Origin of the sequence: Archangium sp., assembly GCF_036277355.1 — a bacterium.
In the GTDB taxonomy this organism is placed as follows: domain Bacteria; phylum Myxococcota; class Myxococcia; order Myxococcales; family Myxococcaceae; genus Archangium.
On record NZ_DASUNC010000182.1, the window covers coordinates 25,335 to 49,594 of the forward strand.

Here is a 24,260-nt window from a genome sequence, read left to right on the forward strand (position 1 = left end):
TCATGTCTCTGACCGCGGAGCTACTCGATGCCGTCCGGGAGGAAGCGCGCCCGGACACCTGGTCCGCCGGTATGGGCCTGGCCCGCGCCGGTGCCGTCTCGGTTCAGTCCGTCGGAGAGGAAGAGGCCGTACTGCGCGTGCGCGCCGCCGGCCGGCCCGCTCCCTTGACCACGGTGCTCTACCCGGAGGACGAGATCTGGGAGTGTGACTGCCGGGGCCGCGTGGACCCCTGCGAGCACGTGGTGGCGGCGGCCATCGTCCTCCATCACTCGATGTCCCAGCGAGCCCCCGCCCCGCGTGCACCCGCGCGGCCCGTGCCGCCGTCCCGGCCCGCTCCCGCCCAGGCCCCCGTGTCGCAGGGCGGCCCGCGTCCGGCGGTCGCGCCGAAGTCGGAGCGCATGGTGTACCGCTTCAAGCGCGTGGACGGGGGGCTCCAGCTCGAGCGTCTGCTGGTGCGTCCGGACAACACCGCGCGGTTGCTCGCGCGCAGCCTGGCGTCGGTGCTGACGAACCCCGTGGAGGCGGCCCGCATCCAGGTGGAGCCGTGCGACCTGCTCGCGGACAAGCTGCTGCTCAAGCCCACGCGGGGCGCGCTTCCCCCCGAGCGGCTCGAGGCGCTCCTGCGTGTCCTGGAGCCCGCGCGCACCATCATCTTCGACGGCGCGCTGGTGTCCGTTTCCAGCGAGCCCGTGCTTCCCCGCGTCACCGTGGAGGATCGCGGCGAGCAGACGGTGCTCAAGATCGAGAAGGACCCGCGCATCACCGAGCTGGTGTCCCCCGGAATCGTGGTGTGCGGAGGCACGCTCTGCCGGCTCGGAGAGCAGGGGCTCGTCGGCTCGCGGATGGAGAGCCTGCCGCAGGAGCGCGTCTTCCCGCCCGAGCAGTTGGGGGACCTCACCGGGAAGGTGCTGCCGGACCTCGCGCGGCGCATGCCGGTGGACGTGAAGAGCCAGCGGCTGCCGCCCATCGATCGCACGCTCCAGCCGCGCATCTCCCTGGATCTCAATCAGCTGGACTCGGGCCTCTCGGTGCTGCCCACGCTGGTGTACGGCTCGCCGCCCACGGTGCGCATCGACAACGGGCGCATGGTGTACCTCCAGGGCGCGGTGCCCGTGCGCGACGAGGGCACCGAGCAGAAGCTCATCCACCAGCTCCGCGACGAGCTGAACATGGTGCCCGGCCGCCGTGTGACGGTGCAGGGCAAGGACGCGGTGCAGCTCGCCGACAAGCTGCGGCGCTGGCGCGGGGGTCTCACCGGCGACGCGGCGCGCGTGGTGAGCCCCAACGTGAAGCTGAGCCCCACGCTCTCCGTGGAGACGGGCGCCACGCAGAATGGCGTGCCGCAGGTGGGCTTCTCGCTCCAGTTCCAGGTGGAGGGTGCGGGGCCGGGTGCGCCGCGCTCGGTGGACGCGGCGGCGGTGATGCGCGCGTGGGAGGAGGGTCTGGGGCTGGTGCCCCTGGAGGGCGGTGGCTGGGCGCCGCTGCCCACGGCATGGCTGAAGACGCATGGCCAGCGCGTGGCGGACCTGCTGGCCGCGCGCGGGAAGGACGGGCGGCTCGCCAACCATGCCATCCCGCAGCTCACCGGGCTGTGTGACGCGCTGGAGCATCCGCCTCCGCCCGGGCTCGAGCGGCTGGCGCCCCTGGTGCAGGGCTTCGAGAAGCTACCGGACGTGCAGCTCCCGAGGGATCTCACCGCGACGCCGCGCCCCTACCAGCTCCAGGGCATCAGCTGGCTGACCTTCCTGCGTCAGGCGGGTCTTGGCGGCGTGCTCGCGGACGACATGGGTCTCGGCAAGACGCTGCAGACCATCTGCGTGCTGGGGCCGGGGACGCTGGTGGTGGCGCCCACGAGCGTGCTCCCCAACTGGGTGGCGGAGGTGAAGCGCTTCCGTCCCTCGTTGAAGGTCTCCGTCTACCACGGCCCCGGCCGAACCCTGGACGAGACGGCCGATGTGACGATCACCACCTACGCGCTGATGCGTCTGGACGCGGCGGTGCTCGGGGCGAAGACGTGGGACACGGTGGTGCTGGACGAGGCCCAGGCCATCAAGAACCCGGACAGCCAGGTGGCGCGCGCGGCGTATGGGCTCCAAGCCAACTTCCGGGTGGCCCTGAGCGGCACGCCCATCGAGAACCGGCTCGAGGAGCTGTGGAGCCTGATGCACTTCACCAACCAGGGGTTGCTCGGGGGGCGCAAGGAGTTCGACGAGCGGTGGGCGCGGCCCGTGTCGGACAACCAGAAGGGCGCGGCTGAGGCGCTGCGCGCGCGCATCCGTCCCTTCGTGTTGCGCAGGCTCAAGCGGGACGTGGCGCCCGAGCTCCCGCCGCGTACCGAATCCGTGCTGCACGTCACCCTCAACGAGCGGGAGCGCGCCGTCTATGACGCGGTGTACGCCGCCACGCGCGAGGAGGTGGTGTCGCAGCTGGAGGAGGGCGGCAGCGTGCTGAAGGCGCTGGAGGCGCTGCTGCGGCTGCGTCAGGCGGCGTGTCACCCGGCGCTCGTGCCGGGGCAGCAGGCGCAGACGTCCTCCAAGGTGCAGGCCCTGCTCGAGGCGCTCGACACGGCGGTGGGGGAGGGGCACAAGGCGCTCGTCTTCTCGCAGTGGACATCCATGTTGGATCTCATCGAGCCGGCGCTGCGCGAGGCGGGCATCGGGTTCATCCGGCTGGACGGTGGCACGGCCAACCGCGGTGCCGTGGCCGCGTCGTTCCAGGATCCGAAGGGCCCGCCCGTGATGCTCATCTCGCTCAAGGCGGGTGCCACGGGGCTCAACCTCACGGCGGCGGACCACGTGTTCCTCGTGGATCCGTGGTGGAACCCGTCCGTGGAGGCACAGGCCGCGGACCGCGCGCACCGCATCGGTCAGCAGCAGCCGGTGATGGTGTACCGGCTGGTGTCCCAGGGCACGGTGGAGGAGAAGATCCTCACCCTGCAGGAGAAGAAGCGCGCTCTCTTCGAGTCCGCGCTCGGAGGCGCCTCCGGGGCCGCGGCCATCACGCGGGCGGACCTCATGCAGCTGCTCGACTGACACTCGCGCACGGCCGTACTGGCGGTTTCTTGGAAAACGCGTAAAGAGAGAACCCCCCGATTTCAGGAGGCGGTTCATGCGGAACTTCAAGACGGCCGTGCTCGCGGTGCTCGTCACGCTCACGTGGGTCTCCCCGGCGTGGGCGGGCCAGAGTGGCTTCTCGCGCTGGGCGGCGAGCCAGGGTGGTTTCTCCTCGTGGCAGCGCAGCGGTGTGGCCCTGGCGGCGGATGGCTCGCTCCAGGTGGATCCCCAGACGGCGGTGGCCGGGACGGATCCCTACGCGGCCGGTGCCTACAACGGTGGCAACTTCTACAACGGTGGCAGCTTCCGCGTGGGCGAGGCCACCAGCCCCGTCATGAACGCCGGCTTCTCCTTCCGCGAGGCCGTGGCCTCCTGGGAGGCCGAGACGCCCACCGGCACCTGGATGGAGACGCAGATGCGCGCCCTGGTCGGGGGCGTGTGGACGAAGTGGTACAACCTGGGCGTGTGGGCCGCGGACTACTCGACGGTGCGCCGGCACTCGGCGGGCTCGCAGTCGGACACCAATGGCTACGTGGGCATCGACACGCTGGTCATCTCCAACAAGAAGTCGGCGGCCACGGCCTTCCAGGTGAAGGTGCGGCTCTTCAGCGCGGATGGCATCGCCGTGCCGCGCGTGCGCGCCAGCTCCGTGGCCCTCTCCACCTCGCCGGACAAGAGCGCGGTGGCCTCGGTGGGCAATCCGGCTCACTGGAACCAGGTGCTCGCCGTCCCCGAGTGCTCGCAGATGGTCTACCCGGACGGTGGCCAGGTCTGGTGCAGCCCCACGTCCACGTCCATGGTGCTGCGCTACTGGGCCGGCGACACCACGACCGCCTGCGAGACGCACGTGCGCGCGGCCCTGGGCGGCGTCTATGACTGGGTCTTCAAGGGGTATGGCAACTGGCCCTTCAACACGGCCTACGCCGCCACCAAGGGCCTCCAGTCCCACGTGACGCGCTTCACCAGCATGGCCCAGCTCGAGCCGTGGATCTCCGCGGGTGTCCCCGCCATCCTCAGCGTCGCCTGGAGCAGCGGGCAGCTGACGGGTGCGTCCATCAGCTCGACCGCCGGCCACCTGCTGGTGCTGGTGGGCTTCGACGCGTCCGGCAATCCGATCATCAACGATCCCGCGGCCTCCACCGACGCCGCCGTCCAGCGCACCTATCTGCGCTCCGAGTTCGAGCCGCTCTGGCTCCAGGCCTCGGCCGGGACGGCGTACCTCATCTATCCCGCCGGCTGGCCGGTGCCCGCGCTCTAATCAATGGAGAGGCCTTGGCTGCGCCGCCTGGTGGCGCGGGGGACGAGCGCATGATCGTGTTGCGCATGCTCCCTCTCCCTTTGGGGGCGGGGGGTGAGGGTCGTCACCCGCGTGCTCGAGGGAAGACCCTCACCCTGACCCTCTCCCAGAGGGAGAGGGGACGTCCACGGGCCCTCGGATCAGGCCACGCCCTTGCCGCGCCGGGCGATCCGCTCGGCGATCTCCGGAGCGGAGCGGGCCTCGGCCAGGGCAGGATCCCGGGCCAGTTCCTCGTAGTCGTCGTAGCCCGCCTCCAGCGCACGCTTGAGCCACTCGGAGGACTGCGCCCCCTGGCCGGCACGCGCGTGATTCCGGGCCGCCTGGTACGCGGCCTCCGCGTCACCCGAGGCCTCGAAGACGCTCGCGTGCAGCGCCGCCGCCGCGCCGAAGTCTCCCCGCGCCACCGCCACGTCCGCCAGCAGCGTGTCCCGCTTCGCCGCCGCCTTCCACGAGAACTCCCGCACCGTGCGCTCGGCCTCGTCCAGCCGCTGCGCCTTCACCAGCAGGCGCGCCGCCAGCGCCACCAGCGCCTCCGTGCGCTCCTTCTCCAGCGCGGCCAGCGCGTGGGGCAGGGCGCGCTCGTGCAGCCCCGCCGCCTCGTACGCCATGGCCAGGCTGTACGGCCTCGCGGCCTCGGGCGGTTGCACCTTCTCCAGGTGCGACACCGCCGCGCGCGCATTTCCCTCGGCCAGCGCCACCCAGGCCAGCAGATCCCTCGCCGCGTTGCTCTCCTCACCCGGCTTCGCCGCCGACAGCGCCAGGTGCCCCAGCCGGGCCGCCTCGCTCTCATGCCCCGAGCGCAGCGCCTGCCAGCCGCGCGCGAGCGCATCCGGTTCGATCTCCGCCACCTTCACCGGCTCCAGCGGCTTGATGTCGCGCGTCACCTGGAGCGCCTGCCAGCACTGGTAGCCGTACATGCCGAACATGAAGGTGATGAAGAACGCCTTGATGCTCAGCGCCAGGGCCACCACGGCGCCCGCGGTGAGGACGCCCAGCCACAGGGCGATGCGCTGCCGGCTGGGCCCCAGCACGCCGCGGGCGATGTGGCCTCCGTCCAGCGGCGGCACGGGCAGCAGGTTGATGATGCCCCACCCGAAGTTCACCCACATGAGCTGCCGCAGGACGACGTAGCCCATGTAGTTCTTGGGCGGAATGAACTCATAGACGGCGTACATGAGTCCGCCGAAGAGGAAGCCGGTGAGCGGCCCGGCCGCGGAGACCGCCACATCCCGCCAGCGGCTGAGCGCCCGGTCGAAGTAGGTCAGGCCCCCGCCCATGTAGAGCCGGATGCCGGCGACGTCGCAGCCCAGGCCCATGGCCATGAGCGCGTGCCCGATCTCGTGCATCAGCACGGAGACGAAGACCACGGCCACCCACGACAGCATGGTCTGCCAGCTGCCGCCTCCCATCAGGCCGAACATGGCCGTCATCACCCAGAAGTTCGGCTCGACGAGGACGGGGATGCGACCGAGGTTGAACTGCCACGTGAAGGGAGGAGAGGAGTCCATGCTCATGAGTCTCGTGAATCAGGTCTTCGTCAGGACCCGGAAGGCGTTCGAGGTGGCGCCGTTGCTCTGAGCGTCCTCGACGACGATCAGGTAGTTGTTGCCGGGCGTGTCGATGGTGATCTCCTGCTGGCATAAGCCCGCGGAGAACGGATTGCTCTGAAAGGTGTGGGTGGAGGCGCCGCCCTTGTAGAGGCTCACCCGCACCGTGCCCCCGTAGGTGGCCGCGTCCGGACCGGCGGCATGCAGGGTGATGGTGAAGGGCTCGTTGATGTACTGGTCCCCGATGGACTCGATCCAGAAGCCGACCGAGGGCTTCACCTCGTAGGCATCCGGCAGGGTGGCCTCGCGCCCATCGCCCATCTTCACGCGGATGGCGTAGACCCCCACCTGCAGCCCGGGCTTCACCTGGCCCTGGAACTGGCCGTGGCCCAGGTACGTGTCCAGTGGCACCACCTGGGAGCCGATCTCCAGCACCGGCTGGTCGATCATCTTCACCTGCTGCTCGCCATAGTCCACGTGGAAGCGGGGCTCCACGTCGAGCTGCACGGTGATGCTCTTGGACTCGTTGGTGACCTGCTCGCGGGGCGAGACGTCGAGGATCTGGAAGGCCCCGGCGGGAGGCGTCACGACCGTCTCGCACGCACACAGCAGCGGCAGGAGAAGGGGGAGGAGCTTGCTCATAGGACGTACCTCACGCCCAGGGACGCCGACAGGCCCCCGAGCTGTGCGTCGATCTGCTGGGCCCGGGCCGAGGCGTAGCTGCCGCGCAACTCGAGCAGGGCGCTCACCGGGCCCAGGCGCCAGGCGGCCTGTGCCGCCACGAAGCCCATGAACGTGCTCCCCTGCTGGATGAGCGGCTCATCGAAGGAGGTGCTCGTCACGCGCTGGTCGTAATACAGGACACCGGCGCCCGCGCGGCCATGGAAGGAGAGGGGCCCCCGCTCGAATGCCAGCACCCGGAGGGAGCCCAGCAGGGGCAGGCCCACCACGCGCGAGTCCAGCACGGGCCCCTCGGCGCCCAGGCGGGGCTGGCTCGCCACATGGCGCAGCCCGCCTTCCACCTCGAGCGCGAGGCGGCCTCCGAGCGGCGGCAGGCGGTAGCCCAGGCCGGCCGACAGCAGGGGCCCGCGGTTGTCGCCCCCGGCGAAGAAGCCTCCGGCCATCAGGTGCAGGGACAGGTAGTGCCAGCTCAGGTACCGGCTCCAGTCCACGCCGGGCGCGGAGGGGGCGGGGGGCGGTGCCGCCACGGGCGTCACGGGCGGCGGAACGTGGGCCACGATGGGGGCCGCCACCGGGGCCATGACGCGCGCCGCGCCGGTGCCGTCCTTGAGGTGGGCATCCACCACCACGGCCCGGGCCCCGGTCTCCGGCTTCACGCGGAACACGCCCGGGCCCTGCTCCTCCACGCTGCCGCCCTGCACCTCGAGCGTCACCTCCGCGCGCGGCACGAGCTCCTCGGCCAGCAGCGTCAGCCACCCGGTGCCGTCCACCGGGAACACGTCCGGGCTGAGCACGGCCACCAGGGGCCGCTCGGGAGGCACGTCGAGCGGGGTGGTGCGGCGCGTCTGCTGGCCCTTGGCGGTGGCCAGCACGATGGCCTCGCGCACCCCGGGAGGCACCTCGACGGGCACCTGGGCGCGGCCCTTGCGGTTGGTGGTCACCGGGCCGAAGCGCATGTCGGCCACCTGCACCACCACCTGGGCGCCCGCGCCCACGTCCGTGGCCACGTCCAGCTCCGTGCGGCCCAGCAGGGGGATGCGCACGGTGGTGACTTCCGGCGGACCCTCGGCCGCGTCCACCCAGAAGGCGAGCACGGCCAGCAGCGGGTAGCGGATGTCCGGCGGAATCCACCGGTACGAGAACACGCCCCGGGCGGTGGCGGGCAGCGGCATCAGGTTGCCCGTGGAGGCCACGGCCCGGAGCGGCGGAGTACCGCGCGGCACCTTCACCTGCACCACCACCGCCCGGTCCCGGCCCAGCACCACCTGGGTGGGCGAGGCCGTCGCCGGGAAGGGCGCCGCCTCCACCACCAGGGGCAGGGCGAGCATCAGCAGCAGTGGGAGGAACGGCGCGCGCATGTGAAGGGGGCCTACCGTCCAGCCTCCCCGGCGTCTCTGTCAACCCTCGGCGGGGTTGCCCGGCGGGGAAGCGGGCTCTTCCGTTGTCTCAGAGATGGGCTTGTCCGCTGGGCCCGTAGCTTTCGCGCTGGGCGGGCTGAACGCCGGCTTCTCCGCCGGGGCCCCGCCACGTCCGTGGACGAGCGTCTTCGTCTCGGACTTGAAGGTGATGTCCACCTTGTCCCCACGCACCGCCGTCACCAGTCCCAGCCCGAAGGTGGGATGCTGGATGACCTGATCCGGCTTGTAGGTGTCCTTGGGGCTGTAGCGGGGGGCATTGGCGATGTCCTTGCCCGCCAGCTGCTCCTCGAAGGAGATGATGATCCTCTCCTCGGCGGTGGGGCGGCTGGCCCGGGGAGCCTTGGTGCCGCTGGTACCGCCGCCGCTGGAGCGGGCCGACGGGCTGGGCTTGTCGGTGGTGCCCGGTGCCGAGCGGAAGGCGTGGTCTCCGTTGCAGGTGTTGCACCGGACTCGAGCGATCTTCGTGCCCACCATCGCCAGGATGGTGTGGGCCAGCGTGAGCCGGCACCGGGTACAGAACGCGTCGACCTCGCCGCCGACCTTGTGTTGGGTCGCCATGGGTGTTGCTTCTCGCTTCTCTTTTTTGAAGGGGAGGGAAAAAGGGCGGCGGAACATAACGGCAAGCGCGCTCGGGAGAAACCCCTTTGTCGTGGCGTGTCACGAGCGGGGGGCGGGCGCCTGGATGCCTGGGCTGCCGGGAGGCGGAAGGGGGCTCTGGAGCCAGAGCGTTTGCTTGTTCCGGCTGGTGGGAAACGTAGAGTAGGGCCCCACGTGGCCTCCGACAACGCACAGAACGCCGAGCAACAGCCCGAGCAGCCCTCGCTCCTGACCCAGTCCATCGAGGGCGTGGGCCGGGGTGCCATCGCGACGGTGGAGGAGCTGGGGCATCTGGCCACCCTCGGGGTGGACGTGGTGCGCTGGGGCGTGCGCCGGCCGTATCGTTGGCACAACCTCTTCTTCCAGCTGGACTTCGTGGGGGTGGGCAGCGTCTTCATCGTGCTGCTGACCGGCCTGTTCACCGGCATGGTGTTCGCCCACCAGTCCGCGCGCGCCTTCGAGATGTTCGATGCGCAGAGCCTGGTGGGCCCCACGGTGGCCCTCACCCTCACGCGCGAGCTGGCCCCCGTCTTCTCCGCGCTGATGGTCACCATGCGCGCCGGCTCCGCCATGTGCACCGAGCTGGGCACCATGCGCGTCACCGAGCAGGTGGACGCCCTGGAGACCATGGCCGTCAACCCCATCCAGTATCTCCTGGTGCCCCGGGTGCTGGCCGGCCTCTTGATGGTCCCCATCCTCACGCTGCTCTTCGATACCTCGGGCATCTTCGGGGCCTACATCGTCTCGGTGGGCACCCAGGGGGTGTCCGCCGGTACCTTCATCAGCCGCACCCAGCAGTGGTTGGATCCCATCGACGTCTACGAGGGCCTCATCAAGGGCGCCGTCTTCGGCCTGGCCGTGGCGCTCGTGTGCTGCTTCAAGGGCTTCAACGCCACGGGCGGCGCCAAGGGCGTGGGCCAGGCCACCACCGAGGCCATGGTCTCCAGCGCCCTCTCCATCTTCATCCTCGACTTCATCGTCGGGGTGCTCCTGCACTGATGGCCGATCCAAGCTCCCGGCCGATGATCGAGATCTCCGGCCTGCACAAGTCCTTCGGTGTGCACAAGGTCCTCACGGGCATCGATCTCACCGTGCCCGCGGGCAGCACCTGCGTCATCCTCGGCGGCTCGGGCTCGGGCAAGACGGTGCTGATGAAGCACATGATCGGCCTGCTCAAGCCGGACCAGGGCCAGGTGGTCATCGACGGCGAGGACATCGTCCCCATGGGCGCCCAGGAGCTGGAGCGGGTGCGCCACAAGTTCGGCATGGTGTTCCAGGCCGCCGCGCTCTTCGACTCCATGGACGTCTACGACAACGTGGCGTTCCCCCTGCGCGAGCACCGGGGCCTCTCCGAGGAGGAGATCCGCGAGCTGGTCCGCTCGAAGTTGGATCTGATGGGCCTGCCGCGGAGCGCCGAGCACAAGTTCCCGGCGGACCTCTCCGGCGGCATGCGCAAGCGCGTGGGCCTGGCGCGCGCCATCGTGATGAATCCGAAGATCGTCCTCTACGACGAGCCCACCACGGGGCTGGATCCCATCACCACGGACTACGTGGACGAGATGATCCTCGCGGCCCAGCGGGAGCTGGGCATTACGAGCGTGGTCATCAGCCACGACATCGCCTCCGCCTTCAACATCGCGGACCAGATCGCCTTCCTCAGCAAGGGGGTGATCCTGGAGCAGGGGCCCCCGGAACAGCTACGCTCCTCCCAGCACCCCGCCGTGAAGGTCTTCCTCCAGACCTGGTTCGGAAAGAATGATTAGGAGTCACACCCGGTGAAGAAGCTCGTCACACCGTTCCGAGTAGGCCTGCTGGTGCTCATCGCCGGAGGGTTCCTCTTTGGCTTCATCCTGTTCACCCGGAAGGGCGGGCTGGGTGAGGACGAGTCCCTCCAGGCCTACGCCTACTTCCGGGACGCCTCGGGCCTGGGGCCCAAGAGCCGCATCCAGATCGCCGGTCTCCCCGTGGGCGAGGTGGAGAGCATCAAGCTGGAGGGCACGCGCGCCCGGGTGACCGTGCGCATCCGCCGCGACGTGGCCATGTACGAGGACGCCACGCTGGCCAAGCGCTCGGAGTCCCTGCTCGGCGACTACCTGCTGGATCTCAACCCCGGCACGGAGCTGGCGCCCCCCCTGAAGGAGGGCGGGGAGATCCGCAAGGTCATCGACGTGCAGGGCATGGAGGCCGTGTTCGCCTCGCTCAGCCAGATCACCTCGGACATCCAGCAGGTGACGGGCGCGCTGCGCGACGTGCTCGGCGGCGACAAGGGCGCCGGCTCCATGGGGCGGATCGTGGAGAACCTGGTGCGCGTGTCGGACGCGGTGGATCTGACGGTGCGCGCCAGCTCCGAGCGCCTGGACGCCATCCTGCGCAACGTGGAGGGCGTGAGCGCGGACGTGCGCGGCATCACCCGGTCCAACGAGCAGAGCGTCAACAACATCGTCGACAACATCGAGGTCATCACCCGCGACACCCGGGAGGTGCTGGCCACGGTGAACAAGCTGGTGGGCGCCGGTGGGGAAGGGGACCTGAAGGACAGCGTGGCCAGCCTCAAGCAGACGATGAGCCGGCTGGACAAGACGCTGGCCAACCTGGAGGACGTCACCACCAAGGTGAAGAACGGCGAGGGCGCCGTGGGCACGCTGCTCACCGACAAGCGCCTGGGCCAGAAGCTCTCCGAGTCCGTGGAGGACCTGTCCGACTTCTCCTCCAGGCTCACCGGCCTCCAGACGGAAGTGGGCCTGCAGGCCACCTATCTGATGGAGCAGGGCTCCTCGAAGAACATGCTGACGCTGCGGCTGGCCCCCAAGCCGGACAAGTACTACCTGCTGGAACTGGTGGATGATCCCCGCGGCACCACCGAGACGCAGTACGTCCAGGCCAACCCGCCCTCCTCGGGCGAGCCCGTGGTGCAGAAGCAGACCATCACCAAGGAGTCCTTCAAGTTCAGCGCCCAGTTCGCCAAGCGCTACTACTTCACCACGCTGCGCTTCGGCATCATCGAGTCCACCGGCGGCGTGGGCGCGGACTTCCACTTCTTCAAGGACCACCTGAAGCTGTCCGTGGACGCCTTCAACTTCTCCGTGGCCGAGCTGCGCTACCCCCGCATCCGCACCTCGCTGAGGGCCCAGGCGTTCGACCGGCTCTTCGTCGTGGCCGGCATGGATGACCTCCTCAATGATCCCCGGCGCGACACCAACACCCGCCGGATGCTCGCCGGCCGCGACTTCTTCTTCGGCGGCGGCATCTACTTCACGGATGACGACCTGAAGGCCATGCTGCCCGTCCTCCCCACGCCCTGAGTGTGGGTCCGGCACCAGATGGCTTGACCTGACCGGGTCAAGCGTCGTACCTCGCCACGGCACGGGCGGTCCCCTGGGAGCCCCGTGCCTGGTACTCGAAGGCCCCTCTCCCTGGAAGCCCCATGTCTCTTCTCGTCGTTGGCTCGGTCGCGCTGGATTCGGTGGAAACCCCCTTCGGTCTGAAGGAGGACGTCCTCGGCGGCTCCGCCACCTACTTCTCCACCTCGGCCTCCTTCTTCGCCCCCACCCAGGTGGTGGCCGTCGTCGGTGAGGACTTCCCCCAGGCCCACCTGGACTTCCTCAAGGCCCGGGGCGTGGACCTCGAGGGCGTCACCCGCGAAAAGGGCCGCACCTTCCGGTGGAAGGGCCGCTACGGCTTCCAGCTCAACGAGGCCGAGACGCTCGACACCCAGCTCAACGTCTTCCAGTCCTTCTCGCCCCGTCTGCCCGAGAAGTACCGCGACGCCCAGTACGTCTTCCTCGGCAACATCCACCCCGAGCTCCAGTCCCAGGTGGTGGATCAGGTGAAGGCGCCCAAGCTGGTGGCCGCCGACACCATGAACTTCTGGATCAACGGCAGCCGGCCCGCGCTCCTCAAGACGCTCAAGCGCGTCAACCTGCTCTTCGTCAACGACGCCGAGGCCCGCCAACTCACCGGCGAGCACAACATCGTCCGCGCCGCCCGCGCCATCCTCGAGATGGGCCCCCAGCGCGTGGTGGTGAAGCGCGGCGAGTACGGCGCGCTCCTCTTCGAGAAGGAGCACATCTTCGCCTGCCCGGCCATGCCCATCGCCGACGTGTTCGATCCCACCGGCGCCGGGGACACCTTCGCCGGCGGCTTCATGGGCACGCTCGCCATCGCCAGCCACGTGGACACCGAGACGCTGCGCCGCGCCATGGTCATGGGCAGCGTCATGGCCTCCTTCACCGTGGAGAAGTTCAGCCTCGAGCGCCTGCGCGAGGTAACGCGCTCGGAGATCCGTGCCCGCTTCTCGGACTTCAAGCGCCTCACCCACTTCGAGGACCTCGGCCCCCTCGAGGGCTGAGCCGGCTGAGCCGGAGGAGTCCGGCACCGGGTGGGGCAGAATGCCCCTTGCCCGGCTTGACGGATTTTTACGCTGTCCCTATCCTTGGTTCCCGCGATTCCCGCGTTCCTGGGGAAGAATCGTAGGCCGCTGGGGTTCTCCTGGCGGCCGAGCAGCGCGGAGGACGCCGGGGTTGCGGACGGATAACCGAAAGCACGCACGTTTCCCCTCGCGCCTGCGGTGCTGGTGCGAGTCGGACACCATCACGCTCTACGCGCGGATCGCGAATCTGAGCGAGGGTGGGTTGTTCCTGCAGACGCACACCCCGCTTGCATTGGGGCGGCGGACGCTGCTGAGGTTGAGCAGCGGCGAGGTGCGCGAGGTCATGGCCGAGGCGACGGTGGTGTGGAGCCGGCCGCAGCGGCAGGACAAGGGGCCGCCGGGAATGGGGCTGAAGTTCGAAGCGCTGGATTCTGGCGCGCTGGCACTGCTGCGGCGCATCATCTCCGAAGAGCAGCGAGGGGCGACGTTCGGTAACTAGGCACCGGACGTGGGCCACCGGCGAGAACCCACCATGCGAATCGCGATCATCTCCGACGTCCACTCCAACATCGAGGCCCTGACGGAGGTGCTCCGGGTCGCGGAAGAGCAGAAGGTGGATCGCATCGTCTCCCTGGGAGACATCGTGGGCTACGGGGCCTCGCCCAACGCGTGTTGCGATCTGGTGCGTTCGGTGACCGAGGTGACGCTGCTGGGCAACCACGACGCGGCGGTGGCCGGGCGGATGGACTACTCGTACTACTACGACGCCGCCCGCCACGCGCTGGACTGGTCCGCCGGGGTGCTCTCCGACGAGAACATGGAGTGGCTCAAGAGCCTGCCCTACACGTACCGGATTGGGGACGTGGGCTTCAGCCACGGCTCGCCGGTGGAGCCCAAGGCGTACGAGTACATCTTCGCGCTGGAGCAGGCGCGGGAGCTGGCGCCGTACGTGGAGCACCTGCCGGAGGTGACGTTCATCGGGCACAGCCACCTGTGCAAGGCGTTCGCCATCGGCAACGGCGAGGTGCATGACGTGGTGGCCCAGAAGTTCGGCATCCGCCGGGGCTACAAGTACATCATCTCGGTGGGCAGCGTGGGGCAGCCGCGGGACTACGACAACCGGGCCTGCTTCGTCATCTGCGACACCGGGGCGCGCACGGTGGAGTACCTCCGGGTGGAGTACGACATCGAGTCGGCCGCGCAGAAGATCTTCGACGCCTCGCTGGCGCTCAATTTCGGCAAGCGACTCTTCCTCGGGGTGTGAGTCGTGAACCCCAGGCCCCTAAACCGTCCGGACCACGTCGACGCAGATCGACGCCAAGCCCCCCTGAGCGGCCAGCGCCGACGGTCAAGCGCAGCGCAGCGCACTGCTCAGACGTCGCACAGAATGACCTGCCGCAGATAGGCTTCTTGCGGTGCAGGGCCGGGCAGAGCAATAAGAGCTTTCGGAGAGACATTGCCTTTCTTGGTGCGGATCTCTGGATGCTTGGCCGCCCACTCCACCAGATAAGCGTCGAACCGGGTGTTCCAGGCCTCATCGGCGTTATGGCGGAAGAAATTGCAGATGGAGAAATGCGGCGCCTTGAGGAAGGCGCTCGTTTCCATCCCGCGGAACACCGCACGCCACTCGCCGAGGCTCTTGGCTTCGGCCTCAAGGGATGAGCGGAAGGCGGCGAAGGTCGTCTTGTCACGCTCCAACCCGATAGCCAGTACGGGCACCCTGCTCAGCGCCGCCAGGCGGGCCAGTAGGCGGCCATTCTCCGCTTGGTCCCCTTGCAGGCGGGCGACGAGTGCTTGGTCTTTCGAGCGCATCAGTGCGCTCAGGCCACCGGTTCGGGGCGTATGGTAGGTGCTCTTGTTCCACACCAGCACCTTCGAGCCCACCGCCCCGGGCTGGTCGAAGGCTGCGTCGAGGAAAGCGCGAGCCCACCGCCCGGCTGAGCCCAGGCCTGAGAGGTATTCCTTGCGCGAACGCTCCTTGGGTCCCGGGTTGTCCGCGACCATGATGAGTTCGGGCATGGGGCCAGCGGCGGTGGCGAACACGGTCGCTTCCTCGTTGGGCACGAACAAGGGGTCCGTCTTGGCCTGCGTGCGCACGCGCGCCAAAGCGGCCCTGAGTATGTCGCGGAACCGAGCTTCGTCCGTCATGCCGTCCGCCTCCGGATCGCCCGGCGGGCTGCGGCGGCTTGGGGTGCGTTGCGGATGAGCACTTGAGGTCCCTTTCCTCTCTGGCCTGATTGATGAGGCGGGCTGTCGTGCGGGCGGCGGCCCGGGTGATGAGGCGCTGCTCATGACACAAGACCGCGACCTCGCGAGGGTGGGCCAGTATCAACCGTCCCCAGCCCTTCACCTAATACGCCGAATCGAAAAAGCAACGCCATGATGCGGCGGCTCCTCTAGAGGAGTGCCGGTGTAGGCTGCTGGGAAACACGGGGGGCCTGATGAACACGTTCGAGTGCCGCAACTGCCAGCGCCATTTCCAGGACAGGAGGCCCATCTGCCCAGTCGTCCCCAGTCACATGGTGAGGCTGGCCAGACGGGACGAGCCGCAGCTCCTCCCGGCGCGCAAGAGCCTCGCGCCGAACACGCCGACGCTGAAGACGGAAGGTCCGGCCGCTGGTGCTCCGCTGGTTCCAGGAGAGTGGACGGAGAGCGACCGGGAGAAGTGCAACCAGCGCTGGAAGGACGCCTGCCTCCACAACCTGCTGGCGAACAACTTCCGCCGCTACACGCGCATCATCGAGCGCCGGGACTTCTACAGCTGGTTCTACAGGTACTCGGTCGACAAGGGCTTCCACACGCGCTGGGCGCTCGCCGCGTCCATCGTGGCCACGGGAGCGCACGAGGTGGCCATGATGAATCCGGGTCTGGAGGACATGGGCCGGATGGCCGATACCGTCAGCAACGAGCTCCAGGCCATGATGCGCGAGGGCAATCAGGTCATCTTCGACAACGTCTTCCCCAAGCTTGGTGAACTGCTGACGCGCCGCCATGGTCCACTCCAGGACGATCCCGCCCGCATGTGGGACATGGGCACGTTGTCCGAGGAGCAGACGCTCATCCAGCCTCTCTACCAGGGAGTCTCCCAGGCGGCGCGCACCCAGCTCAACCAGATTGCCCGCTTGCAGGGGCTGCCCGGCGTCGTCGCGGCCTTCTCGGCCAGTGCTGTCGTCAGGGATGAGCCACCGTATGTCCGGGGAGGGCGTGTCCCTGGCTTCATGGGCACCACGCTCACCTCCATTGACGAGCGCTGGCACTATGGAATGGTCCTGGGCGACATGTTCACCCCCGGGGGAACAGGCTATGACCCCGTCAGGCACAAACGCCCCGCGCCCTCGGCCGGCTACATGAATGGCGCCGAGCTGGCCCGGGTGCGCACCCGGCCCAACCTCCACCGGCTCGACGCCGCGCTGGATGGGGGCGCCGTTGGGGCCACCTGGCTCACCCGGCAGGTGGAAGCGCTCCTGCGCCAGATGACGACCGCCGAACAGGCCGAAATCCTCCGGGACCACAGGCCCGAGGGAGGCCGTTACTCCGTACGCCTGCGCATCCTCTCGCGTCGCACCCTGGTCTCCGTGCTGACCACCTGGCGCGGCAACCTTGAGGCGCAGATGCGTTTCCTGAGCAGCCACATCGGGGGGGAGAACAACGGCCCATGGATTGACATGAAGTACAGCGATCTTGCCCCCCTCGTCCGCCCTTTCAGCCAGGCCGAGAAGAACCGGCTGCACACGCCTGAGTGGCAGCGCGTCTTCACCCTCGTCTGTGACGACAAGAGCATGCAGGAGGCCGTCAGGGACCTGGGGCTTGCGGAGCCGCTGCGGACGCGGTGGATCAAGGGGGAGGAGCGCTTCTTGCGCTGAACGCGATGAGCTTCGAGGAAGACAAGAGGACGAGGCAAGGGGGGAGGACGCGGCGGACGGTCCTGGTGGGGCTGCTGCTCACGGTGCTGCTCGTGGGTCTGTACCTGTACCGGCACGAAATCGTGCTCGCGCTCATCTTCGGGCGGGGGGTAGACGTGGAGTGGGCGCGAGACGTCCAGCGGGACAACAGCACGGGCCATGAGTCGGCCCACGGAGTCATCGCGACCGGCAACGGCTTTTCCGTGGTCGGACAGACCAACTCCCGGCAGCACGGGGTAGAGCACGCCTGGGTGCTCCGGTTCGACAAGGCTCCGCCCCCGCGCTGGGAACGGACCCATGCGGGTAACGGCAAGCTCGGGGCCGCGAGCCGTGCCATCGCCTCCATGCAGGGAGGAGGGCTCGTTGTCGCTGGAACGGAGTATGTGACCGGAGGTGGATTCCAGGAGTGGCTCCTCGCGCTTTCCCCAGCGGGGGACGTCCTCTGGGAGCGCACTCCGGGCCGGGAGGGCGTCAACGGGCTCGACGCCGTCGTGGTGCTCGAGGACGGCTCCATTGTGGCGGGAGGAAGACAGGACAGAGAGGGCTGGGTGGTGAGGATGGACTCGCGGGGCGATATGCTCTGGGAGGTGAAGCTGCCGCGGCTCGAGCGCGTCAACGCGCTGGTGGCGCTCCCGGCCCAACGCGTGGCCGTCCTGGGGGTGACGGAGACGTCGACTGTCGGACTGGGAGTCTCCAGGCTGTTGTTGCTGGAGTCCGACGGCCGGGCCACCGTGGAGACGCGGTTGCCAACCGACGGCCGGGGGGAACTGGAAGCACTCGCGCTGCTGCCGGATGGAGGGCTGGTGGCGACCGGTAGCCTGAGCCGCCCTGATTCGATGGATTGGAGTTTCTGGGTGATCTGCATGAATGCGCGGGGAGAGCCCCGTTGGGAGTACGTCTCGGAGTTGCTGCGGATGGACGCCGGTTCGGCCCTCACCGTGCTACCGGATGGAGGCGTGGCGGTGGTGGGGTTTTGGTGGAAGGACCTATTCAAGGACGATCGGGAAGCCAAGGTGTGGCGCTTCTCCGCCGATGGGCGCCTGCTCTGGCAGCGGTCCTATGGTGGTGACAAGGACGACTCGGGCTCCGGCATCGCCCGGCTGGAGGATGGAAGCCTGGTGGTCGTCGGCACGACGATGTCCAAGGGGGCGGGTAAGACGGACCTGTGGACCTTCGGGCTGTCCCCCGAGGGCGAACTGCTCTGGGAGGAGACGTTCGGGGCTCCCTGAGCCGGGGGCCTGTCGTCGCAGTGCGAAAAAGGGGTGCGGCGGTCCGGAAATGGCGTAGAAAACCGGACCTGTGCGCCCCTACAGCCCCCCCAGCCGGATCGTCGTGGGCCTCCTGATGGCCCTTTTCGTGGCGGCCCCCGTGGCCTGCCGCAAGCCCGCCAAGCCCTCCGAGGCCTATACCCAGGCGCATACGCGCTTCGGCAAGCTGTACGGAGAGAAGGGCGATGACGTCTTCCTGGACCCGGAGCTCGCCGAGGTGGAGTCGCTGCTGGCCCAGGTGCCCGCGGACAGCCTCGACGCCCAGGCCGCCCAGGAGCTGCGCGCCCGCATCCAGACCGGCAAGCAGCAGGTCGCCGCCCAGCAGAAGGCCCAGGAAGACGCCATGGCCAAGGCGCGCGAGCAAGGTCCCGCTTCCTCCAACTTCGGCTCGGACACGGGCTCATCGTACGCTTCCGCTCCCTCCGACTCCGAGCCGGCGGACGAGGACTCGGATGCCGGCACGGTCGACGCGGACGCGGGAAGCGGCGTGCCTGGGGTCGGCACCCCGGAGGCCCAGCTGGCCAGCTCCGGCTGCTTCCAGAAGGGTGAGCCGCTCGAGGTGAAGGGCCGCGGCCGCCGGGATCGCTGGGAATTGGCGGACCGCCCGGCGTGTCGCCAGCAGTATGGCGCGCTCCAGGATCAGGTGTTGATCATCGAAGAAGGCAAGGTGCTCGCCCAGGTGCCTCGGAGCGCCCTCCAGGCCATCCCCGTGGATGGCGGTACGGGCCCCACCCCGGATGCCGGCCGCTAAGGCGCGCATCCCCCTTTCGGACCTTCCACGCGGAACCGTCTCATGAACGAACAGACCTTCATGAAGTTGATGAACATCCTCCCCAAGTCCGCCCTGTCCACGGCGGTGGGGATGGCCACCCGCCTGCCCGCGCCGGCCCCGCTGCACCGGGCCGCCATCCGGGCGTTCGCGAAGATGTACAACGTGGACGTGGCCGAGGCGGAGCACACCCTGGAGCAGTACCCGACCTTCGCCGAGTTCTTCACCCGCGGCCTGAAGACGGGCTCGCGCCCGGTGGATCCGGGCGAGAAGGTGGTGGTGTCCCCGGTGGACGGCGCCGTGTCCCAGGTGGGCTACGCCGAGCACGGCCGCGTCATGCAGGCCAAGGGCATCCACTACACCGTGGGCGAGCTGCTCGGTGACGAGGAGGCGGCGAAGCCCTTCCACGGCGGCGCCTGGACCACCATCTACCTGTCCCCGCGCGACTACCACCGCATCCACTCGCCGCTGGGCGGGAAGATCACCGGCTACTCGTACATCCCCGGCGAGTTCTGGCCCGTCAACCCGGCCTCGGTGAAGAACAAGCAGGCGCTCTTCTGCGTCAACGAGCGGCTCGTGACGTACCTGGACACCGTGGCCGGCAAGTGCGCCGTGGTGAAGGTGGGCGCCACCTGTGTGTCGCGGATCAAGGCCGCCTACGAGGACGTCATCACCCACGTGGGCAAGCCGGGCAAGGTGCACCGCTACGACACGGCCATCCCGGTGGAGAAGGGCGGCGAGCTGGGCCGCTTCGAGATGGGCTCCACCGTCATCCTCGTGTTCGAGCCGGGCCGCGTGAAGTGGGACGACAGCCTCCAGCCCGAGGCGGTGGTGCGCATGGGCCGGCGGATTGGAGAGATTCCGTGAGTCAGAAGGTCAGTGGCGTCAAGGGCATGAACGACATCCTCCCCGGCGACGTGGAGGTGTGGCAGCACGTGGAGCGCACGGCCCGCGAGTTGTTCAGCCGCTTCGGCTACAGCGAGGTGCGCACGCCCGTGGTGGAGGACACCGCGCTCTTCGTGCGCACGGTGGGCGAGACGACGGACATCGTCGGCAAGGAGATGTACACCTTCGAGGACAAGGGCGGCCGCAGCCTGTCCCTGCGTCCCGAGGGCACCGCTCCGGCGGCGCGCGCGTACATCGAGCACTCGGTGCTGAACAAGGAGCCCATCACCCGCTGGTTCTACATGGGCCCCATGTTCCGCTACGAGCGCATGAAGACGGGCCGCTACCGCCAGTTCCACCAGATTGGCGCCGAGGGCTACGGCTCCGGCGAGCCCGCCCAGGACGTGGAGCTGATGGACATGGTCGTGCAGCTCCTGCAGAAGCTGGGGCTCACCGACGTGTCGCTCAACATCAACTCGCTCGGTGACGACGCGTGCCGGCCCGGCTACCAGAATCGCCTGGTCGAGCACCTGCGCGCCCACGCCAGCGAGCTGTGCGCCGACTGCCAGGTGCGCCTGGACAAGAATCCGCTGCGGGTGCTCGACTGCAAGAACGAGCGCTGCCAGCAGATCGCCAACGACGCGCCCAACATCCTCGAGTCGCTGTGCGAGCCGTGCCGCGCGCACTTCTCCGAGCTGCAGCGCAAGCTGGACGTGACCGGCATCAAGTACGTGATCAACCCGCGCATCATGCGCGGCCTGGACTACTACACGCGCACCGTCTTCGAGTTCATCGCCTCGCACCCGGCGCTGGGCACCGCGAGCACCGTGGGCGGAGGTGGCCGCTACGACAAGCTGGTGAAGAGCCTCGGCGGCCCGGACGTGCCCGCGGTGGGCTTCGGCCTGGGGTTGGATCGGCTCTGCCTGCTCCTCAAGGAGACCGGTCAGACGTTCTCCCAGCCGGTGGACCTCTTCATCGCCTCGGCGGACGAGGGCTCCTCGGACGAGGCCTTCGGGCTGGTGAGCCGGATGCGCCGCGAGGGACTGCGCGTGGAGTTCGATCCGCGCGGCGGCAGCCTCAAGAGCCAGATGAAGCGCGCGGACAAGACGGGCGCCCGCTTCACCCTGGTGCTCGGACAGAACGAGCGCGAGAGCGGCCAGGCCCAGCTCAAGCCCATGGCCGGCGGAGACTCCATCCCCGTGCGGCTCGCGGACCTGGCCTCCGCCGTGCGCGAGGCGCTCGCCCGGCCGGCCGCTGCTCCCGCCGCCTGAGACGGGAAGAGTCTCAGGAACCCGGGCCTTTCGTCCCGTGGGCTTCCAGACCAACCGCCGGAGGGTGGAGCCAGAACCCCTCCGGTGCGCCCCAGGCGTCCCCGCCATGAAGGTGGCCCTCGCTCATGGTGCTGGGGAGTCCGTGCCAGGCCGCTCCTCTGGGACTTCGGGGAGGGACGAGCGTTCATTATCCGAGGTGCTCTTGTCCCGGAGGGCCTGGCACTGGCGCCACAACGCGTCCTCCAAGAGTCCTGCGCGGGAGATGAACGCGAGCAGGAGGAAGTGTCCGTCCTCCAGGAGGACCTTCACGCTCTTGGGGTAGCGGAAACCGCTGCCGCTGGGGTCGCGGATGTCGAGCGGGGAGACCTGGAGGGGCTCTCCTCGCATGGGCAGCCAGATGAGCCGGCGCTCGGTGAGCCAGTAGCGTCCAGAGCGGCGGTACTGGAGCCAGAAGCAGAGCGCGGTGAGGAGCAGCCATGTGCCCCACCAGACTCTGGAGCCGGGCATCCAGGAGAGCCCGAGCAGCAGCAGCACCCCTGGCAGGAACAGGGACGGAGAGAACCCTCCGGAGCACAGGAGCTTCTCCCCGGGGGCGAGCGGAGTGGGAATGGACTGGAGGACGCTGCGCTCGAGCCGGTCGAGCCGCCGCGCGAGGCCGGTCTCCCGCTCCTCGGGTGGGCCGAGCTGACGGCTCGCGAGCGCTCCGACGCGGGCCCGCAGTCCCTTCACCTCCTGGGCGAGCACGAGTGCCGGCTCGGTCCCGGCCCATCCCTCGGAACGGGCGCGATGATGAAGCCGCTCCAGCGCCTCGATGAGCGCGGGCTCCTGACGGATGGCCTCCCGCAGCGTCTCGAGCCGTGAGCGCAGGTGCAGCTTCCACTTGGGCGCCCGGAGCGCTTCCTCCAGGGTGGTGTAGTGCGCGTGGGCGGCCTCCAGCACCTCGAGCCCGCCTTCGAGCTGGCGGCGGATAGCGTCGGATGACGGCAGCGGGCGTCGCCGCTCCTCGTGAGCAGGAGCCACCTGGATCCACGGGGCTGGATTGGCGGGGAGCGAGCTCGAGACCTGGAACGCCTGATGGGGTGTCGTGGGGGCCCGGGACATCGGAAGAGGCGGGTGGACCTGGAAGGGGACGAGTTGGAAGAAGGTCCTCTTGTCGCCCTTGCGCCTCAGTACGAGCCGCAGGCGCCATCTCAGCTCATGCGTCCTGAACTTGAAGCTGGTGGGCGCATTGGCGCGGATGGCGAGCGTCACGTGGGGGATTTCGAGGAACTCTCCCGCGTTCAACGCCCGGTTCGTGCACGTCAGGAGGGGCTCCGTGTGCACGACCTTCTCTTGTAGGAGAGTCCCATCCTCTCCCTTGCTCGTCACCAACTCGGCGCACTCCGCCGAGACCGACAGGTCATGCTCCCGCAGCCGTTTTTGGGGCCGCAGCTGGATGTGCAGTCTGGTGCTCCCTCCCGGGGGCACGATCGCCGGGTCGAGCCACAATCTGCCCATGGCGTGATTCCAGGCCGGTCTGCGTTTCCGCCATCGGGAGAGGAGTATCCAGCCGATTGCGATGAGGGGGAACACGGGCATGAAACTGTCCATGCCGCGCAGCCCGAAGGAGAAGAACAGGGCGAAGAACCCCAGCATGAACAACCACCCCCGGAAGAGATATCCCAGGGGCTCCTCATCGGGGGCGGCCTTCACCTCCAGAACGTGAGAGGAGTCCGGCCCTGGACCCGTGGCGGCAGGTGCTGGCTGCCTCGTCTCCGCGAGCACCAGGTGGAAGGGCTTCTCCGCCCGGTATGGGGGGTCCAGGAATCTGGAGAGGGAAGCATCGGCCCGCAGAGCCCAGTCCACGGACATCAGGTGCCCATGGTAGGTGAGTGGCAGGACCGGAGCCTCGAGACGGAACGGGTAGCGCAACTCCTGGCCGGCGAGCCACTCTTCTCCCTCGTTCAAGGTGAGCAGGTGCTCGGGGTGGGCCTCATCGAGGATGCTCCCGCCTCGAGCCCGCCATTGCCAGCCGAGGGTCAGCTGCTCACACCGGCATGGCTCGAGGACGTTCACCACGACAGTGCCGGTGATGAACTCCCGAGGCGCATAGGTCCTCCGGCTGTTGTCCAGTTCGATCTGGATCGAACACTTCGCCATCGGCCATCCCCCGGACGAGCGCGCCTCGCCTCCTGAAGGCAGATGACTCATGGTTACGTCTCGGGGAGCGCTGGGGGATCGCTCCGCGGGGCCGATGAACCGTCCGCTGGTGTGTCCTTTGTGCGCTCTGTCGTGCACGCCCCATCCTACTATTCTCCTCCGAGATGAAACCCTTCCTCACCGTCATCGCGGGGCCCACCGCGTCCGGGAAGACCGCGATCGCCATCGAGCTCGCCCGCCGCGAGGGTGGGGAGATCGTCAGCGCGGACTCGCAGCAGGTGTACCGGTCTTTCGACATCGGGACGGCGAAGCCCTCGGCGGAGGAGCTGGCCACCGTGCCGCATCACCTCATCTCCGTGGTGGACCCGCTCGAGCCCTTCTCCGCCGCCGAGTACCAGCGCCGGGCCGACGCGGCCATCGAGGACATTGCCTCGCGAGGCAAGCGCGTCTTCGTGGTGGGAGGCACGGGCATGTACCTGCGCATCCTGCTGCATGGCCTGGTGGAGGCGCCGGGAGCGGACCCCGAGCTGCGCGCGGAGTTGGAGGCGCTCGCCGCCGCCGAGGGCCGGGAGGCCGTGCACCGCAAGCTCGCCGAGGTGGATCCGGAGACGGCCGCGAAGCTGCCGCCGAAGGATCTGGTGCGCACCATCCGGGCGCTGGAGATCCACAAACAGACGGGCAAGCCGGCCTCCGAGTTCCGCAAGGAGCACGCATTCGCCGCGGACCGCTATCCCTTCCGGATGCACGTGCTGTCGCCGCCGCGCGAGGAGTTGTACCAGCGCATCGACGCGCGCACCGCCGCCATGTTCCAGCACGGGCTGGTGGACGAGGTGCGTGAGCTGATCGCCCGGGGTTACGGCGAGGCCGCGCCGATGCGCAGCGTGGGGTATGTGCAGGCGAAGGCGGTGGTGGACGGGACGCTCACGGTGGAGGAGGCCATCCAACAGGCGGCGCAGGAGACGCGCCGTTACGCCAAGCGGCAGCTCACGTGGTTCCGTAAGGAAGCGGGAGCGAGCTTCGTGGAGCCACCGTATGAGGTGTTGTTGAGCCGCGGGTCTGTCTGA

General features: G+C 68.9%; 20 protein-coding genes. 14 read left to right on the top strand and 6 right to left on the bottom strand.

Translation table 11 applies throughout. The annotated features are described in order from the left end of the window. The first annotated feature begins 2 nt into the window (after window positions 1–2). Both VFZ09_RS45375 and VFZ09_RS45380 read left to right on the top strand, forming a co-directional pair. Complete coding sequence (locus tag VFZ09_RS45375; RefSeq protein WP_329734080.1) at window positions 3–3,032, top strand: DEAD/DEAH box helicase; 3,030 nt, start codon at window positions 3–5, stop codon at window positions 3,030–3,032. Between the two features lie 76 nt (window positions 3,033–3,108). After that, a complete protein-coding gene (locus VFZ09_RS45380) occupies window positions 3,109–4,311 on the top strand; it encodes a C39 family peptidase (protein WP_329734081.1) in 1,203 nt (400 codons plus the stop codon). 179 nt (window positions 4,312–4,490) lie between these two features. Here the strand turns inward: VFZ09_RS45380 and VFZ09_RS45385 are convergent, their stop codons facing one another. The 4 genes from VFZ09_RS45385 to VFZ09_RS45400 are packed head-to-tail and all read right to left on the bottom strand — an operon-like array spanning window position 4,491 to window position 8,554. Beyond that, window positions 4,491–5,858, bottom strand: coding sequence for a M50 family metallopeptidase (locus VFZ09_RS45385; RefSeq protein WP_329734082.1), 1,368 nt, complete (start codon window positions 5,856–5,858; stop codon window positions 4,491–4,493). A gap of 18 nt (window positions 5,859–5,876) precedes the next feature. Then, window positions 5,877–6,539: a hypothetical protein gene (locus tag VFZ09_RS45390; protein WP_329734083.1), complete on the bottom strand. Its 663-nt coding sequence runs from the start codon at window positions 6,537–6,539 to the stop codon at window positions 5,877–5,879. After that, entirely contained in the window at window positions 6,536–7,936 is a 1,401-nt protein-coding gene (locus VFZ09_RS45395) for a hypothetical protein (protein ID WP_329734084.1), read from the bottom strand. The genes VFZ09_RS45390 and VFZ09_RS45395 overlap by 4 nt, the downstream gene beginning before the upstream one ends. A 39-nt stretch (window positions 7,937–7,975) precedes the next feature. Next, a complete protein-coding gene (locus tag VFZ09_RS45400) occupies window positions 7,976–8,554 on the bottom strand; it encodes a hypothetical protein (protein ID WP_329734085.1) in 579 nt (192 codons plus the stop codon). A 279-nt stretch (window positions 8,555–8,833) separates the two neighbouring features. Between VFZ09_RS45400 and VFZ09_RS45405 the strand changes: the two genes are divergently transcribed. From VFZ09_RS45405 to VFZ09_RS45430, 6 genes are all read left to right on the top strand, one after another. After that, entirely contained in the window at window positions 8,834–9,592 is a 759-nt protein-coding gene (locus VFZ09_RS45405; protein WP_414640807.1) for an MlaE family ABC transporter permease, read from the top strand. Between the two features lie 23 nt (window positions 9,593–9,615). Continuing rightward, window positions 9,616–10,356: an ABC transporter ATP-binding protein gene (locus tag VFZ09_RS45410; protein ID WP_329734125.1), complete on the top strand. Its 741-nt coding sequence runs from the start codon at window positions 9,616–9,618 to the stop codon at window positions 10,354–10,356. Window positions 10,357–10,368: 12 nt separating this feature from the next. Next, window positions 10,369–11,895, top strand: a complete 1,527-nt coding sequence (locus tag VFZ09_RS45415; protein WP_329734087.1) for an MlaD family protein — start codon at window positions 10,369–10,371, stop codon at window positions 11,893–11,895. Window positions 11,896–12,017: 122 nt separating this feature from the next. Then, window positions 12,018–12,941 carry a PfkB family carbohydrate kinase gene (locus tag VFZ09_RS45420; protein WP_329734088.1) on the top strand — a complete coding sequence of 308 codons (924 nt, stop codon included), beginning with the start codon at window positions 12,018–12,020 and terminating at the stop codon, window positions 12,939–12,941. 172 nt (window positions 12,942–13,113) lie between these two features. Next, a complete protein-coding gene (locus VFZ09_RS45425) occupies window positions 13,114–13,461 on the top strand; it encodes a TIGR02266 family protein (protein WP_329734089.1) in 348 nt (115 codons plus the stop codon). Window positions 13,462–13,494: 33 nt separating this feature from the next. Next, window positions 13,495–14,226 carry a metallophosphoesterase family protein gene (locus VFZ09_RS45430; RefSeq protein WP_043393211.1) on the top strand — a complete coding sequence of 244 codons (732 nt, stop codon included), beginning with the start codon at window positions 13,495–13,497 and terminating at the stop codon, window positions 14,224–14,226. A gap of 107 nt (window positions 14,227–14,333) precedes the next feature. Here the strand turns inward: VFZ09_RS45430 and VFZ09_RS45435 are convergent, their stop codons facing one another. Next, the gene (locus VFZ09_RS45435) at window positions 14,334–15,110 is read right to left on the bottom strand and encodes a hypothetical protein (RefSeq protein ID WP_329734090.1); all 777 of its coding nucleotides are present in this window, start codon (window positions 15,108–15,110) and stop codon (window positions 14,334–14,336) included. A 293-nt stretch (window positions 15,111–15,403) separates the two neighbouring features. On the opposite strand from VFZ09_RS45435, the gene VFZ09_RS45440 reads away from it, so the two are divergent. The 5 genes from VFZ09_RS45440 (at window position 15,404) to hisS (ending at window position 21,057) form a co-directional block, all read left to right on the top strand. Next, window positions 15,404–16,825, top strand: coding sequence for a hypothetical protein (locus VFZ09_RS45440; RefSeq protein ID WP_329734091.1), 1,422 nt, complete (start codon window positions 15,404–15,406; stop codon window positions 16,823–16,825). Between the two features lie 5 nt (window positions 16,826–16,830). Then, complete coding sequence (locus VFZ09_RS45445; protein WP_329734092.1) at window positions 16,831–18,093, top strand: hypothetical protein; 1,263 nt, start codon at window positions 16,831–16,833, stop codon at window positions 18,091–18,093. Window positions 18,094–18,208: 115 nt separating this feature from the next. Further along, window positions 18,209–18,883, top strand: a complete 675-nt coding sequence (locus VFZ09_RS45450; RefSeq protein ID WP_329734093.1) for a hypothetical protein — start codon at window positions 18,209–18,211, stop codon at window positions 18,881–18,883. 42 nt (window positions 18,884–18,925) lie between these two features. Further along, a complete protein-coding gene (gene asd, locus VFZ09_RS45455) occupies window positions 18,926–19,768 on the top strand; it encodes an archaetidylserine decarboxylase (protein ID WP_329734094.1) in 843 nt (280 codons plus the stop codon). A 26-nt stretch (window positions 19,769–19,794) separates the two neighbouring features. Further along, window positions 19,795–21,057 (top strand): histidine--tRNA ligase, encoded by a 1,263-nt coding sequence (gene hisS / locus VFZ09_RS45460; RefSeq protein WP_329734126.1) that lies wholly within the window; start codon window positions 19,795–19,797, stop codon window positions 21,055–21,057. 123 nt (window positions 21,058–21,180) lie between these two features. Here hisS and VFZ09_RS45465 read toward each other — a convergent pair whose 3' ends face one another. Continuing rightward, window positions 21,181–23,196 (bottom strand): hypothetical protein, encoded by a 2,016-nt coding sequence (locus VFZ09_RS45465; protein WP_329734095.1) that lies wholly within the window; start codon window positions 23,194–23,196, stop codon window positions 21,181–21,183. A gap of 164 nt (window positions 23,197–23,360) precedes the next feature. On the opposite strand from VFZ09_RS45465, the gene miaA reads away from it, so the two are divergent. After that, window positions 23,361–24,260: a tRNA (adenosine(37)-N6)-dimethylallyltransferase MiaA gene (gene miaA / locus VFZ09_RS45470; protein ID WP_329734096.1), complete on the top strand. Its 900-nt coding sequence runs from the start codon at window positions 23,361–23,363 to the stop codon at window positions 24,258–24,260.